The sequence below is a fragment of the Ruegeria sp. AN6 genome (genome assembly GCF_056540425.1).
Map to the genome: position 1 here is coordinate 321,118 of NZ_JBQFWR010000003.1, position 18,481 is coordinate 339,598.

The window sequence follows — 18,481 nt, forward strand, 5'->3', positions numbered from 1 at the left end:
ATATGTTTCGCCTGACCGAATACATGCACCAGCTCGTGAATCCGACCCCAGTGCGCAAACGCCGCCCCGGCCCGGTGAAACCGGTGGTGATCTGGAACTTGACGCGGCGTTGCAATCTGAAATGCCGCCATTGCTATACCGTCTCGGCGGATGTCGCGTTCCCGGGTGAGCTCAGCCACGAGCAAGCCATGGTAACCCTTGAGGATCTGGGCCAGTTCCGCGTCCCGGCCCTGATCCTCTCGGGTGGGGAACCATTGGATCGGTTCGATTTCTTCGACATCGCCAAACGTGCGCGCGGTCTGGTGCCGATGCTGGCACTGTCGACCAACGGCACACGGATTTACGACGAAACTGCCGACATGATTGCGGACGTGGGCTTCAACTATGTCGGAATCTCGCTAGACGGAATCGGGGCCACGAATGACTGGTTCCGAGGTGTCGAGGGCGCCTTTGCCGACGCCCTGCGCGGTGTGCGCGAATGCAAGAAACGCGGCATCAAGGTGGGCCTGCGGTTCTGCCTGACCGAAGGCACGCAACATCACCTGCCTGACCTGCTGCAGCTGTGCGATGATGAGGGAGTCGACAAGTTCTATCTGTCTCACCTCGTCTACGCCGGGCGCGGCGACAAAAACCGAGGCGAAGATGCCGAGCACCTGCGCACCCGTAAGGGTCTGGACCTGCTGCTGGAACGTGCGTGGGAGGCTGCGTCTGGCGGTCGCCCTCTGGATATCGTAACCGGCAACAACGACGCCGATGCGGGGTATTTCCTGAACTGGGTCCGGGCGCATTTCGACGATGACAAAGCCGCCCATGTGCGCGAGCATCTGACCACGTGGGGCGGGAACTCCAGCGGGCTGGGCGTGGCCAATATCGACAATCTGGGCCGCGTGCATCCCGACACTTATTGGTCCGATTACACGGTCGGCAATGTGAAGACCAAATCGTTCTCAGAACTTTGGACCGGTGACGACCCGATGCTGGCCATGCTGCGCACCCGTCCGCGTCCTTTGAAAGGGCGTTGCGGGGCCTGCCAGTTAAAGGACGTCTGCGGCGGAAACACCCGCATCCGGGCGCTGCAGCTTACTGGTGATCCGTGGGCCGAAGATCCGGCCTGCTATCTGTCGAACGAAGAAATCGGCGTGAATGGCGCGGGCGAGCGCCTGCAGGTCACGCCGTTCCGGGGGAAAAGCCATGATCCGGCGCATCAGTTCTTTTGACACTCTGAAAATTGGCGCTTTCTGCTCGCTACTGCTGGCGGGCACCGCATGGGCCGATGCGCCGTCGGATTACGCCGAGCATTGCGCCTCATGCCATGGCGAGAACCGTCTGGGTGGGGTCGGTCCGGCGCTTATTCCCGAAACGCTGAAACGGATGCGAGGGCCGCGTGTGGCCGCTGTGATCGCCGAGGGGCGTATCGCGACACAGATGCCTGCGTTTTCGCATGAACTGGATGCGCTGCAGATCGAGGAACTGGCGGGTTGGCTGAAATCTCCGCTGGAGACCAACCCCGAATGGGGCGAGGCCGATATCATGGCCAGCCGTACTCTAGACGAGGATTACGCGCCTGTGGGCGCGCCTGTTTGGAACAGCGACCCGATGAACATCACTCTGGCCGTTGAGACCGGCGATCACCATGTCAGCGTTCTGGATGGGGATGCCTTCGAGGTTCTGGACCGGTTCGAGACACCTTTTGCAGTGCATGGCGGGCCGAAGTTCAGCCCGGACGGGCGGTACGTCTTCATCATGTCCCGCGATGGCTGGGTGCAGAAATATGACATCTGGGCGCTGAAACAGGTAGGCCGCGTGCGTGCGGGTCTGAACAGCCGCAACATCGCCATGTCAGGGGATGGCAAATGGGTGGCCGTGGCAAACTATCTGCCGAACTCTCTGACACTGCTGTCGACCGAAGACCTGTCTGTAGCGAAAGTCATTGATGTAAAAAGCAAAAAAGGAAAACCCAGCCGCGTCTCGGCGGTCTATCAAGCACCGCCCCGCGAGAGCTTCGTTCTCGCGCTGAAAGACGTGCCCGAGATTTGGGAAGTATTCTACGGGGCGAACCCACCGCAATCCGGTTTGGGGCATGACTTCCGCATCGAGGGTCAGTTCAAGAACCCCGATCCCTTCCCGGTGCGCAAGATTACCACGCCGGACTATCTGGACGATTTCTTCTTTGACCAGAGCTATGAATACGTCATGGGCGCCTCGCGCGATGGCAAGGGCGGGCAGGTGATCGATCTGGTTATCGGTCACAAAGTGGCTGATCTGGACCTGCCTGGGATGCCTCACCTAGGTTCGGGAATTACCTGGAAACATGGCGACTCCACCGTGATGGCGACGCCGCATCTGACCGATGGCACGGTCTCGGTGATCGACATGGAGACATGGGAAACCGTCAAGCGGATCAAGACCGAAGGGCCCGGCTTTTTCATGCGCAGCCATGAGAATTCGCCTTACGTCTGGGCCGATGTGTTTTTTGGGCCGAACAAGGACGCCATGCATGTGATCGATAAGCAAAGCCTTGAAATCGTAAAAACTTTACGCCCTGCGCCAGGCAAGACCGTGGCGCATGTTGAGTTCACCAAGGATGGCAGCCACGCGCTGGTTTCAATCTGGGAAGATGACGGCGCGGTGATCGTTTATGACGCGCAGACGCTGGAAGAGGTCCGCCGCCTGCCGATGCGCAAACCGTCTGGGAAGTACAATGTCTGGAACAAAATCACCTTCTCGGAAGGCACCAGCCACTGAGGATAAATGGCCGGTCTGGAAGCTAGCCATGCTGCTTTACCCGGCCACGGCTCTGACCGTGGCCATCAACCTGTTTCTGGCCGGGCTGATCCTGCACAGCGCTGGATTTGGTGCCATCGGGCCGGTACCCGCGATCCTGTGGTCGATCCCATTGGGCATACCTGCCGCGTGGTTGGCGGGGCGTTGGGTGCGAGGGTTGATGGATGAGGCAGATGGTTGATTTCAAATGTTAAAATCGAAAGTTTCCAGAACCTGACCTAAGTCAAGTATCGCGCCGAGAGAATCCCCTAGAACACGCAGCATAGCTTCCCGAGTCGGAGTCTCCATGCCTGCCCTCGTCCCTTTGCACAATCTCCCTGCCCGTGCGGTTCGCGCGGCAGTTGGGTTGGCGGGCATGCTCCTTCTTTTGTTGCAGACCTTTGGACCGGCGCTGGCGAGTCCCGGTAAAAGTGTCTGGGTGGAGATCTGCTCGGAAGGCGGCGCGGTCTGGGTTGCGGTTGACCTTGAGGAGGACACCGAAGACCCGACCGCGTACTGCCCGAAATGCGCCAATTGCGCGCTGTGCGCTGTCACCAGCGCGGCACCCGTGCCCGAGCTGGCGCAAGTGCCGCAAATCGGAATCTTCCGTGTTGTACAGGTTCAAAACAGCAAATCTTCCGTGTTGTACAACTCGGATCGGCTGTGGCCCGAAACCCGGGGACCCCCGTGCCCGACCCAAAAAACAACTGAACGCGCCCCGCGCGTGTCCATGGCGTCTACCCTAAGTATCGGAGGTGCGCCGTGGTCGTAAGTCGCCCAATCCATTTCCTGCTGGCCCTTGCCCTGTCCTGCCTGATGGCGATCAGCGCCCAAGCCGACAGCCTTGCCAGCTTCCTGCCCGATATCGAACCCGCCGATCTGGCCCCCGGTGCTGATGCCTTCGGGCCCGTAGGTGATGACATTCCGGTTGCCCCCGTCCTGAAGGGCGGCGAAACCGTCGCTTGGGCCTTCCTGACTTCTGACTTCGTGGGCACCACCGGATATTCCGGCAAACCGATCCATGTGGTTGCCGCCATCGATGACGAAGCGGTGCTGACCGGTGTGCAACTGGTCAAACACTCGGAACCCATCGTTCTGATCGGCATCCCGAACTCGAGGATGGTTGAGCTGACCGAAGGCTATGCCGGTCTGGACCTGAAGGTTGAGGCCGAAACCGGTGGCGAGGGGCATGACCTCGACATTATCTCGGGCGCGACAGTGACGATCATGGTGATCGATGACAGCCTCGTGCGTGGTGGGATCAAGGTGGCGCGTGCGCTGGGGCTGGGCGGATTGTCTCCGCTACAGGCAGACGGGCCGAAACGCGAAGTCGATATGGCAAAGGACGCTGTATATGACTGGGCAACGCTTTCGGGCGACGGCTCGATCCGGCGGCTGACACTGGATGTCGGTCAGGTCAACGCGGCTTTTGAAGCCACTGGCGATCAGCGCGCCATCAAACGCCCTGAACCGGGCGAGCCGGATGACACATTCATCGACATGCACGTGGCGCTGGTCTCGGTTCCATCGATCGGCAAATCACTGTTGGGCGAGGCCGAATATCAGAACCTTGTCGAATGGCTGGACGAGGGCGAACAGGCCATTCTGGTGCTGGGGCGCGGGTCCTACAGCTTCAAGGGTTCAGGCTACGTACGCGGCGGAATCTTCGACCGGATTCAGCTTATTCAGGGCGACAATTCGGTGCGGTTCTTCGACAAGCAACAAGAGCGCCTTGGCCGGGTTGCCGCCCCGGATGCGCCCAGTTTCACCGAGCTGGATATCTTCAAGATCCCCGCCGAAGCCGAGTTCAACCCCGCCGAGCCGTTCCGCCTGCAATTGCTGGTGCAACGGGCCGTGGGTGCGGTCGAAAAAACCTTCCTGACCTTCGATCTGGGCTACAAGCTGCCCGAGCAATATCTGTTGCCGGTCGCAGCCCCCATTGTTGTGGATGACGCCACTGGCGAAGCCGCAGCAAAAGCCGCCTTGTGGAAACGCATCTGGAAGGATCGCACGGTCGAGATTGCCGGTCTGGGCGTCATGTTGTTGGTGCTGACCGCAACCTTCTTCTTCCAGTTCCACGCCACGATGAACGCCCGGGTCTTTTACTGGTTCCGCATCGGATATCTGACCCTGACGCTGTTCTTTATCGGCTGGTACGCCAATGCGCAGCTGAGCGTGGTGAACCTGATGGCTCTGGCGGGCAGCTTGCGCACCGGTTTCAGCTGGGATGCCTTCCTGCTGGATCCACTGGTCTTCATCCAGTGGTTTGCCGTGGCCGCCGCCCTGCTGTTCTGGGGGCGCGGGGCCTATTGCGGCTGGCTGTGCCCGTTTGGTGCGCTGCAGGAACTGACCAACAAGATCGCGCGCGCGCTGAAAGTGCCACAATGGACGCTGCCATGGGGACTGAACGAACGCCTATGGCCTGCGAAATACATGATCTTCCTTGGTCTCTTCGGGCTCAGCTTTGTCTCGATCCCGCTGGCTGAGACCTATGCCGAGATCGAGCCCTTCAAGACCGCGATCATTCTGAAGTTCATGCGCGACTGGCCCTTTGTGGTCTTTGCGCTGACCCTGCTGGGGATCGGGCTGTTCATCGAACGGTTCTATTGCCGCTACCTCTGCCCGCTGGGCGGAGCGTTGGCGATCCCCGCCCGAATTCGCATGTTCGACTGGCTGCGCCGCTACAAGGAATGCGGCAGCCCTTGTCAGACCTGCGCCAACGAATGCCCCGTTCAGGCAATCCACCCAACCGGTGAGATCAACCCGAACGAGTGCGTCACCTGCCTGCATTGTCAGGTGCTCTACCAGTCCGAGGACAAATGTCCCGTCGTTATCCGCCAGCTTAAGCGGCGGGCCAAGACAGGGTCGGTCAACCTCAAGACCCCCCTCGGGCAACCACCGGCGAACCATCCGAACGCCAAACCGCAATCCGTTTCCTAAAAAGGAGGAACGATCATGTCGGAACAAGACAACAAACTGAATATCACCCGCCGCGGGATGCTGGGGGCAACCGCCACCGGCGCGGTGCTGGCCGGAACCGGTCTGGGTTCGACCCTGATGACCGCAAAACAGGCCAGCGCTGCGGCCAATGCCAACCTGGAGCCCGGTGAGCTGGACGAGTATTACGGCTTCTGGTCTTCGGGTCAGACCGGTGAATTGCGCATCCTGGGCTTCCCGTCCATGCGCGAGCTGATGCGGGTGCCGGTCTTCAACCGCTGCTCGGCAACCGGCTGGGGCCAGACCAACGAGTCGCTGAAGATCATGACCGATGGTCTGCTGCCGGAAACCAAGGAATTCCTCGCCAAGCGCGGCATGAAAACCTATGACAACGGCGACCTGCACCACCCGCATATGTCGTTCACCGACGGCACTTATGACGGCCGTTATCTGTTCATGAACGACAAGGCCAACACCCGTGTCGCCCGTGTGCGCTGCGATGTGATGAAATGCGACAAGATCACCGAGATCCCGAATGCCAAAGCGATCCACGGTCTGCGTCCGCAGAAATTCCCGCGCACCGGCTATGTCTTTGCCAATGGCGAAGATGAAACGCCACTGGTCAATGATGGCACCGTGCTGGACGATCCGTCGCAATACGTGAACATCTTCACCGCGCTGGACGGTGACACCATGGAAGTTGCGTGGCAGGTGATCGTTTCGGGTAACCTCGACAATACCGACTGCGACTATCAGGGCAAATACGCCTATTCGACCTCGTACAACTCGGAAATGGGTATGAACCTGGCCGAGATGACCGAGAACGAGCTGGATCACGTCGTTGTCTTCAACCTCGCGGAAATCGAAAAAGGCATCGAAGCCGGTGACTATCAGGAGCTGAAAGGCGTCAAGGTTCTGGATGGACGTAAGGGTCAGAACAAGAATTACACCCGCTACATCCCGATCCCGAACTCGCCCCACGGCATCAACACCGCGCCTGACGGCAAGCACGTCTGCATCAACGGTAAGCTGTCGCCGACCGTGTCGATCATGGATGTGACCAAGCTGGACGCCCTGTTCGAAAGCGATGCCGATCCGCGGTCCTGCATCGTGGGTGAGCCGCAGTTGGGTCTTGGCCCACTTCACACCGCGTATGACGGTCAGGGCAACGCGTTCACCACGCTGTTCCTCGACAGCCAGATCGTGAAGTGGAACATGGACAAGGCGATCCGCGCCTATGCGGGTGAGGATGTCGATCCGATCATCTCGAAGGTCGATGTGCATTATCAGCCGGGTCACAACTCGACATCGATGGGTGAGACCAAGGATGCCGACGGCAAGTGGCTGATTTCGATGAACAAGTTCTCGAAAGACCGCTTCCTGAATGTTGGTCCGCTGAAGCCTGAAAACGAACAGCTGATCGACATCTCTTCCGACGAGATGAAGGTGGTTCACGACGGGCCGACCTTTGCCGAACCGCATGACTCGATCATCGTTCGCAGCGACATCGTCAACCCGGTCAACGTATGGGACCGCAACGACGTCACTTGGGAAGACGCCCGCAAACAGGCCGAAGCCGATGGCGTCGATCTGGAAGAAGGCGCAGAAGAGCCCATCCGGGATGGCAACAAGGTGCGGGTCTACATGACCTCGCAGGCGCCGACCTTCAGCCTTGAGAAGTTCACCGTCAAACAGGGTGACGAGGTAACAATCTTTGTCACCAACCTGGATGACGTGGACGACGTGACCCACGGCTTCTGCCTGGGCAATTACGGCATCGCCTTCGAGATCGGGCCAATGGCAACCGCGTCGATCACCTTCACCGCTGACCGTCCGGGCGTGCACTGGTTCTATTGCCAGTGGTTCTGCCACGCGCTGCACATGGAAATGCGCGGCCGGATGCTCGTCGAGCCGCAGGGAGCATAACCCATGCGTTGGCCCCTGCTCATACCGCTCCTGCTCGGCTCGCCCCTTTGGGCGGCGGACTGGGATGTGCCCAACCGGGCGGGGGCCATCAAAGAAACACTGGCGCAGGCGGCGGATGGGGACACCCTCCGCCTGAGCCCCGGTGTCTACACCGAAACACTGGTTCTGGACCGGCCCGTAACCCTCGACGGGCTGGGTCAGGCCACAATAGACGGGCAAGGAAACGGCAGCGTCATCACCGTGACCGGGCCGGGCGTGACTGTGCGTGGTCTGACAGTTATCGGTTCCGGTTCAAGCCATGAGGGTATCGACAGTGGTATCCAGCTGACCAAAACGGCTAAGGCGCCCGTGGTCGAGGATAACGTGCTGCTAGGCAACCTCTACGGCGTCGACATTCACGGGGCCAAAGACAGCATCGTGCGTGGCAACCGGATCGAAGGACGTTTGGACCAACGGATGAACGACCGCGGCAATGGCGTCTATGTCTGGAATGCCCCCGGCGCAGTGGTTGATGGCAATAACATCCGGTATGGGCGTGACGGGATCTTTGTGAACTCGTCCAAGAAGAACACCTTCACCAACAACCTGTTCCGCGATCTGCGCTTTGCCGTGCACTACATGTATGCCGACAATTCGGTGGTCAGCGACAACGTCTCGATCGGCAATGATCTGGGCTATGCGGTGATGTTCACCACCAATGTGACCGTGGCCAATAACGTCTCGATCGGCGACCGCGAACACGGAGTGATGCTGAACTACGCCAACAAGAGCACCATCACCGGAAACGTGGTGAAAGGTGCCAAGGAAAAATGCACCTTCCTCTATAACTCCAACAAGAACGAATTCACCGACAACTGGTTCCAGGGATGCGGCATCGGCATCCACTTTACTGCCGGATCCGAGCGCAACCGTATCGTTGGCAACTCATTCATCGGAAACCGGACGCAGGTGAAATATGTCTCGACCAAATGGGTCGAGTGGTCCGAAGACGGGCGCGGAAATTACTGGTCCGATTTCGCCGCCTATGATGTGGATGGCAACGGCATTGCCGATGCCCCCTATCGCCCCAATGACAGTATGGACCATGTGCTGTGGACCCAACCCTCAGCCAAATTGTTGCTCGGCTCCCCTGCCGTGCAACTGGTGCGCTGGTCGCAATCAGCCTTCCCGGCGCTTTTGCCGGGGGGCGTGATGGACAGCAACCCATTGATGCAAGCCCCTGAACCCCCAGCTATGAAAAAGGTGCCTCATGACGGATAAGGCCCTGTCAATCGACCATGTTCTCAAGGACCGTGGGAAAACCCGCGTTCTTGACGATATCACCCTGTCTCTGGCCCCCGGTCAGCGCGTTGCGCTGCTGGGCCATAACGGCGCGGGCAAGTCGACCCTGATCAAATCCATCCTCGGCCTGACGCCGATCCATGGCGGAGCCATTCGGATCGGGGACGCCACCCCCGGTAGTGCTCAGGCACGGCGCGAGACGGCCTATCTGCCCGAGGCGGTGTCATTTCATCCCGCGCTAACCGGGCGTGAGCAGTTGACCCTGTTTGCTCAGCTTTCAGGCGCAAGAGCCGATGTGCCCGGCCTGTTGAAGCGCGTTGGTCTGAGCGACGCTCTCGACCGTCGGATCGGCACCTATTCCAAAGGCATGCGGCAACGTCTGGGTCTGGCGCAGGTGCTGTTGGGCCAACCGAAAGTGGCCTTGCTGGATGAACCGACAAGCGGGCTGGACCCGATTTCTCGGCAGGACCTGTACGCCATAATCGACGAACTGGCTGCCCAAGGCACCGCCGTTCTGATTGCCTCACACGCGCTGACCGAGGTCGAGGCGCGCACCGACCGGATCGCCATCATGCGCAAGGGTCAGATGGTCGCCGACGACACCCTGAACAATCTGTCGGCTCTGGCGGGTCTACCGATCCGCTTGAAGGTACGCGCAAGCGCCAATCCGGATGTGCTGGCCGCTGAACTGGGCGGCAGCCGGATCAATGGGGCATCTGTTGAATTGCTCTGCACACCCGAAGACAAGATGGAGGCCCTGCGCCGGATCGCTGGACTGGGCGATGCGGTCGCGGATGTGGAAATGACCCCGCCCAAGCTGGAAGATCTCTATCGCCACTACGCGCAGGAGGATTTGCAATGATTCGCTTCCTCGCCATCACTCGGACTGAGATGCTGATCCTGCGCCGCAACCGCTGGCTGCTGGTCGCAACTCTGATCATGGTTTTGTTCGCTTTGGCGCTGACCTTTGCGGGCAGCGCGCCTACTGGCACTTTGGGCGTCGACATGCTGACCGTCTCGGTCGCGTCGATGACCACGCTGTCGGTTTATCTTGCGCCGCTGCTGGCGCTGATGATTGCCTTTGACGCCATCGCCGGCGACGTGGATCGCGGCAGCCTTTCGCTGCTGCTGTCTTACCCGGCCGGGCGCGGAGAAATCCTGTTGGGCAAGTTCACCGCCCACCTCGCCGCGCTGGCCTTTGCCATGACCATCGGTTTCGGCACCGCAGGCGCAGTGGCCGCCTTCTTTGGCGGCGCGGGGCCAGAGAGCCTGATGGCGCTGGTCCGCCTCATCCTCACATCCATCCTGCTGGGCGCTGTCTTTCTGGCGCTTGGATACCTGTTGTCCGCCCTGGCAAAGGGGGCCACGGCGGCAGCGGGTCTGTCGGCTGGGCTCTGGCTGGTTTTTGTCGTCCTCTATGATCTGGGCCTGTTGGGGGCCGTGGTCATGGACAAGGGCGGCACTTTCACCCAATCCGTCTTTCCATGGGTGATGGTGGCCAACCCGGCCGACGCTTTCCGACTATGGAACATCGCCGCGACCGAAGGCGTCGCTATGGCATCCGGCATGACCGGGGCGGCGCAGGCGCTGCCAGTCTGGGCTGCACCCGTCTCACTGTTGATCTGGCCGGTGATAGGCTTTGCACTCGCCCGGATCGCATTCCGGAGGGTCGAGCCATGAAACGCCTCGCCCTGATTGCATTGGTCGCGCTGGCGGCCTGCAAGGAAGAGGTGGCCGAGGCCCCCGACCCGGTTGATCTGACCCCCGATGCGCTAAGCTATTTCTGCCAGATGAACATCGCCGAACACGGCGGGCCGAAAGGTCAGATTCATCTGGAAGGCTATCCTGCGCCTTTGTTCTTTGCGCAGGTGCGCGACATGCTGGCCTATCTAAAAAGCCCCGAACGCGATGCCAAGATCACCGCTGTTTACGTCAGCGACATGGGGGTCGCCCCCAGCTGGGGGCAGCCGGGCATCTCCAACTGGATCGCAGCCGATGGCGCGACCTTTGTCGTTGGCGCAGATGTCGCCGGAGGCATGGGCGCGCGCGAGGTCGTCCCATTTGCGGAACTCGACGAGGCCGAAGCGTTTATCCTGCGCTATGGCGGGTCCGCTTTGCCCCTGCCCGAGATCCCCGATGCCGAAGTCCTTGGACCCGTCGATCTGGACTTGATTCTGGAGACCCCCGCATGACCGTTTTGACCCGCCGTCGCTTCCTGACCATCTCAGCCGCCTGCGCCGCCATGCCCGCAGCCGCCAGCAGTTCGACCCAATGGCGCGGGATCGCGCTGGGCGCACCTGCAAGCCTGCGGCTTGTAGGCCTGACGGGTGTACAGGCCGCGCCGATCTTTGCTGCGGTCGAGGCCGAATTGAACCGGCTTGAGGATATCTTCAGCCTCTACCGACCACATTCGCAGATCAGCCAGTTGAACCGCACCGGTCACTTGAATGCACCTGCGCCAGAGCTGCTGGAGGTGCTGAGCCTGTGTTCCGCACTTCACGAAGCCTCGGGCGGGGCGTTTGATCCGACGATCCAGCCGCTGTGGCTGGCGCTGGCCAGCGGAGCGGAGCAGCCAAGTGTGGAACGCGCGCACGCAACAATCGGATGGAACAACGTGCATGTCGGTTCAGATGAAATCCGCCTGCCATATCCCAGACATTCGGCGATCACGTTGAACGGGATTGCGCAAGGTGCGATCACCGACCGGATTGCTGCTTTGCTCCGGTCCTTCGATCTGCGCGATGTATTGGTGGATATGGGTGAGGTCGCCGCTCTTGGCCAGCCACACACTAGCGAACCATGGCGCGTGGGGCTTGCCGCCCCCGATGGCACGGTGGCCAAACGACTCAGGCTTCAGGATCGAGCTATCGCAACCTCAGCGCCCGGCGGTACGATGTTACAGGGCAAACATGGCCATATCCTGAACCCGAAAGGACACAAAGTTACGCAACACGCAGTATCAGTATCCGCGGCGCGGGCCGCTGTTGCCGATGGGCTATCAACCGCCCTTTGCCTGACTCCGGATAGCGGAGCAAACGCGCTGGCGTCGCGGTTTCCAGGGGCGAAAATCGAGATGCTACTCTGAGCCACAAGAGCGGCGGGCACCTCAAAAATATCTAGCGCTCGCTTTGGGGTGCCCCGTTACGGTCGGGATATTCAGTGAATGGTTTTGTTGGAGAATTATGTTCGCCAATGTGAATTGATTTTGACGGCTGGCCAGTGAGATGGAGGGGTTTGCGCCCATCAACGAACCGCATTGTATTGATGCTTTAGCCAAGTTCCCCGAGGAGTCACGCCAACATCGAGCTATGATTTCATCGAGTGAATATTGCAAGCACAGTGACTGATGGAGAGTTCCTCTAACCGTCCTTAAGCGTCTAATAGGGTTAAGTTTTTTCATACACTTTTTACTCATTGAAATGCGTCGAGTAGCAGATTGTTGGCGCATTTCCTCAAATATTTGCATCGATCCGAACGAAGGCGCTGTCCGCTTGAGGCGGACGAAGATCAGTAGATCTGCACGATTACAACCTACAAAGCTCCGAAATCGCGCGAATTGTTAACGCAATGTTAACGATGCGTTTTCGATCCATTCAAAGACATTCCGGCATACTAACAGTATGTTATGTCGCCGACGATTATACGGCACCTGCCAAACTTTCTAGATTGGAAGACCCGATGTTAAACTTCTCTCTAAACTTCACGGTTGCCTCAATTGGGATTTTTTCCGGCTTTCTAACAATATATGCTTTTTTGTGATCGGCTCAGGAACTGATGTTCGAACCATCAACCCCAAACAGTGCAGCCGTAAATGCATACCGGCTGAAACGTTCCAATTCGGAATATGACGTAGCGATGTGGGCAGCTTGCGCTTTAATGGCGCTGCACAAAGACGAGCCAGCCGTGTTGCAAGAATATGCATGTCTCTGGGCGAGCAGAGCGAAATTAGACGGATCAAAAAGAAGTCAGTCAGAGCAGTCATAAAGTGGACAGCCCAGCGATTAAAAGGCAACGACCTTAATGGATAAGAATTTCGCCTCAAAGCTAAATATCTGAGGCTAAGCTGTGACCCGGCTCCTTGATCCCGATCGTTTGGATGTAAAAGCCGTTTCTGCCTCTTCGTATTGATTGAATTGTGGTCCATGTCTGCTAATCGGTACCACTGAATAACTCAAACGAAGCAAGCATGAGTTACACTGAGATTCGCCTAATAATCTGAAACTAGCCCGCCAACAAAAGTGCGCGCTCGCTTTGTGATATGGTCGATCCTGCAGTTTTTGATGATCTTTCGCGCTTTGGCGAGATTGCAGCTGTCGGCAATACTGCAAGCGCCTTTCCTGACGCAGCATTTGAGGATGCGCTAGTTACTTTTTTCTCAGCGCCCTAGCCTTGTCAAACGCCAGAACGGGGCAACCCCATCATGAGGAAAGAAACTGACAGGCCCATCACTTTCCGCGCGCCCGAGGATATCCTCACCTGTTTGGTTCTTCAGTGTCTCATTCAAAGGTAGCAATCTATTGCTGTCGAATGGCTTGATCTGGGGGTGCTCCCAGTTTTGTTTTGACAGCATCAACATGCGGCGTAGTCCAACCCGCACCCTCTCGCCAGCTTCACTCTGCCAAGGGCGCAGCCCTGCAGTTGAAAGAAGGTCGAACAGGTTAACCCAACTCTGTAAATTGAAAGCCCAATAGTGCTGCGTCAGTGTGCGCTGCAATTCGTGCGGTTGATCTCCATCAGGGGTGATCGTAGAAATGGCTCGAGCTTGCGCTCGTAAGTCGAGGGCTTGCAGATAATCATCTTTTTCCAGAAATGCGGCAAGGCTGGCGGCCTGCAAGTCATAGCATGTCCCGTGGTTGTTGGCTGCTCTGCATTCTTGGCGACCTTGCACACTATCAGTGAACCAATCAAAGAACTCCGCGCTCCACTCTTTCATGCGGTCGGTTATGTGCGAATCTCTAAGAAGCCGAACCGCATCAAGAAGAAAATAAAAATCTTTGGTTTCTATAACCCCATGGGCAGCCCCCATGTTACCCTGGTGACCCAGCCGAACCTGCGCATAAGAAAGGTTGGGCTTCATGCCAGTTTCAGCGTCCAGGAACCACGTCCTCAGAATTGAGCACGCGTGTGCGTGGAAGCTCGGATCGGCGTCTTGTAATGTACTCGCTAATGCAAGGGCTGTGGTGTCGTCGAAGACGCGTTGCAGACGTGTTCGGTCGAAGCGGCCACTCTCTGGTTCATAAAGTTCAGTGCCAGGCAGTCGTTCACCATCGCGCCTGATATAGGGCAAACCATCTTTCGAATTTGGGTTCGGCCACCAATATGGCGCCGGATGGAAATAGTCGCGAAGATCGCCAGAGGGGCCGGGCTCGGGTTTTTGCGTAACCGAAAATGGCCCTCGGTCTAAAGCCTGCTGTGCGGCTTCCCGAACAGCTGCCCAATCTTCTGACTGCGCCGGATCAGCCGTGGTCAGGTAATAAGTTAGGGATTGGTCTTGCGCAAACGCCGCACGGATTGGGCGCGCCGACAACATGTCCAAAGTCGAACGGATCGCAGCAGCGCGTGCGAGACCACGGTTAACAAATGCCTTCCGATCAGCCTGTTCAAGGTGGGCTTTTCCTGACGCCAGCCGCGCGACCCAACCGGCTTGCCCGACCCGATGACCATCGGGGTGAACTCGGCGTGGCGGGATGTCGTAATCTTCCACAGGCCATCGCGTCCACGGACCCTCGATACCAAGATGCATGAAAAGCTCAACCTTTGGACGACGACCATAGGGAAGGTCCTCGTTGAACCTCAATGGTGCATCGCATCGAAAAACCAATTGGGGCTCTTCCTCCGCAGAAAAGGTATTGTTAGGTTCCAGCAAATCTTGATTGTTGGTGATCCTTGCCATTGGAACAACAAAATATCGCTTGTCCCGGGCCTCTAAGATGTTCGAATGCAGCTGTGCCCATCCTGAGGACGTAAGGAAGCAATTCCCATCAAATGGAAGCGCCCACTTGCCGAATTCCAGACAAAATTCGAGAGCTGCATTTCGTGCACCGTTGTTGTGCATCACATAGTTATTGCGGGCGCGGTAAGCCTGCATAACCGCCTGCGTCGTGCGCGTACTGGTTGAATCTATTTCAAGATGTCCGTCGTAGAACATATCAGGCTGTTTGAACGTATCGAAGCTGTAACCGATAGACTGATATTCTTCTGGATCGAAGGCGATACGTCGATAGGTCTGCCCTCGTTCCTCAAGCAAGCTGATAATCTTTGCTTCAGTCTCCGCGTTAAATATCCTGTTGAGCAACCATAACTTTTTTACGCCCTCGAATTCTGGTTCATTGTCTAAAATAAAGCGCACATTTGAGAGGCTTTGGCCAACCTTGTGCCTTGGCTCGAGATCGTTGCCGACAATCCGACAGAGCGCGAATGTATCCGCCAAATCGTTGATCTCAGATTCCAGTTTTGGATCAATGGGCTCTTGTTTCACATCACGCAGAGTACCGCTGATGTCACCCATCCGCTGCACGCTGAAAGAAGTGTTGATGCGGTTGCGCCTAATGTCTCGCCGATATCGGTGCAGCCTGTACAGCAGGTAGAGAGGGAACAAAGCTATGATCGATATTCGAATTAGCGGGGAGCTTCGCTTGAAGTCGTGTATAAATTGTTCAAGCAAAGCTTGTCTCCTGTAAGTTCGCCTTGGTACGCATATTGGCTTTGTTTGATCTCAACAACCAATTCAAAGACGGGCGTGCGCTCATGATTGGCTCGGCTCTTCTGAGCCTTTGTTCGCAGGAGTGCCCCACTTGATGTGTTTGTGTGTTTGAATGCACGCTTGTTTTTGATGTAGCAAGCGGCGTTGCTGAATTGTTGGTTTCTTAATTTTGTACCTTTCTCTGATGGGGACTTTATCGCGCCCGAAGTAGATATCGTCGGGTATATATTAATAAGGCTCTCGTGGTTGTGCTCGATATTATGGGAATTGACGAAAGAGTCGAACTGACTTTCTTAGTCACCAGGCAAACTGTTGAGTTCTGGCGAGGCTCGTTTTTTTATTGGTCCGGTTCCATCGCTAGATTTTGCCCCGGTGTGCGTTGTCAGGATGAGTGAGTGACTTCGCCCTCTCGCATGGTTATGCGGAGCTTGCAGAAAATGATCTAATAGATGCGATCATCCGGGATCGAGCTCAGCCAATACCACCCTCACCGATGATCTTGAAGCAGGTGAACTCGGCCTGTCACATCTGGTTTACGGCCGTGGTCCTATCCGTGAGCCCGTCAGCAACTTCGATCACCATATATCTCGCCGCAGTGAACAGGTCAGCTTTTTTCGGAAATAGGTTGGCTGATAATCCAGATTTGAAACACCGCTATTCAGTGGTGTATTTCTTCGTCATTTCCTGATTCGGCTGCACCCCGCGTTGCAACCCAAACTCGATAAATTCGCCTTGGCTCTGCTATGGGAGGCAGCTCGAGAAAGATATTGGGCTCAGGGAACGATTCGCCAGGGCAAATAAGCCCCTACGAGCCTGCGATCTTACCACCAATCCCGTTATTCACTTATGTGCAGGCGGGTTTCCAAGGTCAAGTCGGCCTTCCATGCGACGGTTTGGTTTTTTGCTTTGTCTGGGCAGCGCGGATCCCTGTTGCACCACCTACGCAATGTGACGCCGTGGTATGACTTCGTTGAGACGGGCGACTTTGTGACAGACTATTTAGGCAGGGTCCCAGTCAGCTAGGCTTGGGTATCAACGCCATTAAGCTTGGTGGTCTCAACCAGAGGATAGGCGATTGCGGTAGCCGCGCGACCGGCATCGGAGTCGACAAAAAAGGAATTTCTACTGCCCAAGAACACACAGAGATTGAACCTTTGGCTGAGCATTGTTCAGTTCCAGAAACCCATTTGTCAGGTATTTTCGCATTTTCTTCTTTCAACCATGGCTTAGTGGATCGAATTGGCGTGATCAATTTGACTGGAAATTCGGTCCAAATGGGTGCCAGCATTCATTGGTCGGACGGCAGTTAATGTGACAACTCCAACAGCCCCTCACCGCGACGACTAAGTCGCGACCAAAAGTCTAAACCCAACTTAACCTTGAACTTTCAAGATGTCATTTTGCGGGATAACCATCCCCTCAGGTGCCTCGAACTCCCGTGTTTGATTGCTGAAAGAGCGATAGAGTACTTCGTTCCTGTGCTCTTGATGCCATTTCTTCCAGCTGTCGCGATATTCGACCCGAATCTGAGAGGGGCCGCCTCGGTTGCTAATCCCGGATGCCGGATTGTTGGTAAGACTGCCTTTTTCATTGAGGCAAAGCATCGTGCAAGCACGGTCTTCCACCACCGAGTTTGGGAATGCACGCTCGACGCGTGCCAAGAATTCCATATCCGCACCAAAGCGAACGCTGTCCCAGTATCCAACAAGCGAGAAAACCTCTCGCCTTAACATCAGCGAAATCATGGCGCGGCGCAAAATGCCATCAAAGCTGTGATTTGCAATGCGCGATAGATAGTTCGGGCGGCCAGTTTCGTCCAAACGGACCATGTGCCCGTAGGTTCCAACCAACGAATGGTCATGCAGCAAAGGCCGCACTTGGCGCTCTAAACGGTCCGGTAGCGCCAGATCGTCTGCATCATGGCCAGTAATGAAATCGCCCGACGCAACAGTTAAGGCACGATTTTTTGACACATAGGGTCCCACATTTACCAGGTTGTTGAGAACTATGAGGCGTGGTTCTTGTTGTGCCAAACCAGCCAGTATTTCAGCCGTGTTGTCTGTGCTGTTGTCATCGACGACAATCAGTTCGAGGTTTCTCCAAGTCTGCTGGAGTATGGATTGCACCGCCAATCTGATCGTGGTCTCAGCATTGTGTGCCGGCATCACGACCGATATCTTTGGCTGCGAGCCAACCACAGGTGGCAAATCCTCAAAGTTGATACGTAAAAACCTGGCATCTGTTCCAGGTTTCAACCTGATGACAGAACGACTGTGTCGTTTCAGCCAGGCATTCATGTTCTCAGTCCACGCCACGTCATCTGTCGCTGCAATTGCTTTGAAAAGATCCGTAGTTCCGGGCGAATGGTAGAAGTCATTTCGCCTGAGATAAGAAAGCGTCTTCCCGAGTCCATCAGATAGAAGCATGTCGTAGGCTGTGATGATGCTGCTATTTAGGTCTGCTTTCCTTTTCTTGGTAAGAAACAGAATTCCGGGTTTTCGAAGGACCCTTAGGAATCGGGCCCAGCGCGATAGTTTTCGGCTAGTTCTTACCCTTTTTCTGCCAAGAAAACTCACCTGTACTCTCCCAGGGTTAAGAACACATAGGTACAAAAATGGAACTCTATCTCCGCGCGGCGCCGCGACCGCCAGAATTGCGGGACGTAAGCCTGACGAAACTAATACGGCAGGTCGGGAAACTCAACAAAGGTTGCTGTTGCGCAGCAGGTTGCCTACCCGAAACTTCCTACGGTTGAATCTCTTGGATATCGAACTATAAGCACCTGTGCTTGGAATCTCTGTCATTTGAACAGCCCATCAATAGTTATAACATCTGCGGGCAAAAAAGTAGGGCAAAACATGAGGAAACGTG

14 protein-coding genes are annotated in these 18,481 nt (G+C 56.8%); 12 read left to right on the forward strand and 2 right to left on the reverse strand.

Features of this window, described 5'->3' with window-relative positions; translation table 11 throughout:
- The first annotated feature begins 2 nt into the window (after positions 1-2).
- The 11 genes from nirJ to ACR0MQ_RS08055 all read left to right on the forward strand — a co-directional run bounded on the left by nirJ (position 3) and on the right by ACR0MQ_RS08055 (position 11,992).
- The gene (gene nirJ, locus ACR0MQ_RS08005; RefSeq protein WP_480607199.1) at positions 3-1,217 is read left to right on the forward strand and encodes a heme d1 biosynthesis radical SAM protein NirJ; all 1,215 of its coding nucleotides are present in this window, start codon (positions 3-5) and stop codon (positions 1,215-1,217) included.
- Positions 1,192-2,745, forward strand: a complete 1,554-nt coding sequence (locus ACR0MQ_RS08010; RefSeq protein ID WP_480607202.1) for a cytochrome D1 domain-containing protein — start codon at positions 1,192-1,194, stop codon at positions 2,743-2,745. The genes nirJ and ACR0MQ_RS08010 overlap by 26 nt, the downstream gene beginning before the upstream one ends.
- A 28-nt stretch (positions 2,746-2,773) precedes the next feature.
- Positions 2,774-2,965 carry a hypothetical protein gene (locus tag ACR0MQ_RS08015; RefSeq protein ID WP_480422720.1) on the forward strand — a complete coding sequence of 64 codons (192 nt, stop codon included), beginning with the start codon at positions 2,774-2,776 and terminating at the stop codon, positions 2,963-2,965.
- A 105-nt stretch (positions 2,966-3,070) separates the two neighbouring features.
- A complete protein-coding gene (locus ACR0MQ_RS08020) occupies positions 3,071-3,535 on the forward strand; it encodes a DUF2946 family protein (RefSeq protein WP_480607205.1) in 465 nt (154 codons plus the stop codon).
- Between the two features lie 44 nt (positions 3,536-3,579).
- Positions 3,580-5,703: a 4Fe-4S binding protein gene (locus ACR0MQ_RS08025; RefSeq protein WP_480607320.1), complete on the forward strand. Its 2,124-nt coding sequence runs from the start codon at positions 3,580-3,582 to the stop codon at positions 5,701-5,703.
- Between the two features lie 15 nt (positions 5,704-5,718).
- Positions 5,719-7,626 carry a TAT-dependent nitrous-oxide reductase gene (gene nosZ, locus ACR0MQ_RS08030; RefSeq protein ID WP_480607208.1) on the forward strand — a complete coding sequence of 636 codons (1,908 nt, stop codon included), beginning with the start codon at positions 5,719-5,721 and terminating at the stop codon, positions 7,624-7,626.
- Positions 7,627-7,629: 3 nt separating this feature from the next.
- Positions 7,630-8,886 carry a nitrous oxide reductase family maturation protein NosD gene (locus ACR0MQ_RS08035; RefSeq protein WP_480607212.1) on the forward strand — a complete coding sequence of 419 codons (1,257 nt, stop codon included), beginning with the start codon at positions 7,630-7,632 and terminating at the stop codon, positions 8,884-8,886.
- Positions 8,876-9,769: an ABC transporter ATP-binding protein gene (locus tag ACR0MQ_RS08040; protein ID WP_480607214.1), complete on the forward strand. Its 894-nt coding sequence runs from the start codon at positions 8,876-8,878 to the stop codon at positions 9,767-9,769. The genes ACR0MQ_RS08035 and ACR0MQ_RS08040 overlap by 11 nt, the downstream gene beginning before the upstream one ends.
- Positions 9,766-10,587 carry an ABC transporter permease gene (locus ACR0MQ_RS08045; protein ID WP_170542347.1) on the forward strand — a complete coding sequence of 274 codons (822 nt, stop codon included), beginning with the start codon at positions 9,766-9,768 and terminating at the stop codon, positions 10,585-10,587. The genes ACR0MQ_RS08040 and ACR0MQ_RS08045 overlap by 4 nt, the downstream gene beginning before the upstream one ends.
- Positions 10,584-11,099, forward strand: a complete 516-nt coding sequence (locus tag ACR0MQ_RS08050) for a nitrous oxide reductase accessory protein NosL (protein ID WP_170542348.1) — start codon at positions 10,584-10,586, stop codon at positions 11,097-11,099. The genes ACR0MQ_RS08045 and ACR0MQ_RS08050 overlap by 4 nt, the downstream gene beginning before the upstream one ends.
- Positions 11,096-11,992, forward strand: coding sequence for an FAD:protein FMN transferase (locus ACR0MQ_RS08055; protein WP_480607217.1), 897 nt, complete (start codon positions 11,096-11,098; stop codon positions 11,990-11,992). Before ACR0MQ_RS08050 ends, ACR0MQ_RS08055 begins: the two co-directional genes overlap by 4 nt.
- A 1,290-nt stretch (positions 11,993-13,282) precedes the next feature.
- Here the strand turns inward: ACR0MQ_RS08055 and ACR0MQ_RS08060 are convergent.
- Positions 13,283-15,415: an alginate lyase family protein gene (locus tag ACR0MQ_RS08060; protein ID WP_480607220.1), complete on the reverse strand. Its 2,133-nt coding sequence runs from the start codon at positions 15,413-15,415 to the stop codon at positions 13,283-13,285.
- Positions 15,416-16,635: 1,220 nt separating this feature from the next.
- Here ACR0MQ_RS08060 and ACR0MQ_RS08065 point away from each other — a divergent pair.
- Positions 16,636-16,920 carry a hypothetical protein gene (locus ACR0MQ_RS08065; RefSeq protein ID WP_480456012.1) on the forward strand — a complete coding sequence of 95 codons (285 nt, stop codon included), beginning with the start codon at positions 16,636-16,638 and terminating at the stop codon, positions 16,918-16,920.
- Positions 16,921-16,983: 63 nt separating this feature from the next.
- Here the strand turns inward: ACR0MQ_RS08065 and ACR0MQ_RS08070 are convergent, their stop codons facing one another.
- Complete coding sequence (locus ACR0MQ_RS08070) at positions 16,984-18,186, reverse strand: glycosyltransferase family 2 protein (RefSeq protein ID WP_480456013.1); 1,203 nt, start codon at positions 18,184-18,186, stop codon at positions 16,984-16,986.
- Positions 18,187-18,481 lie beyond the last annotated feature (295 nt).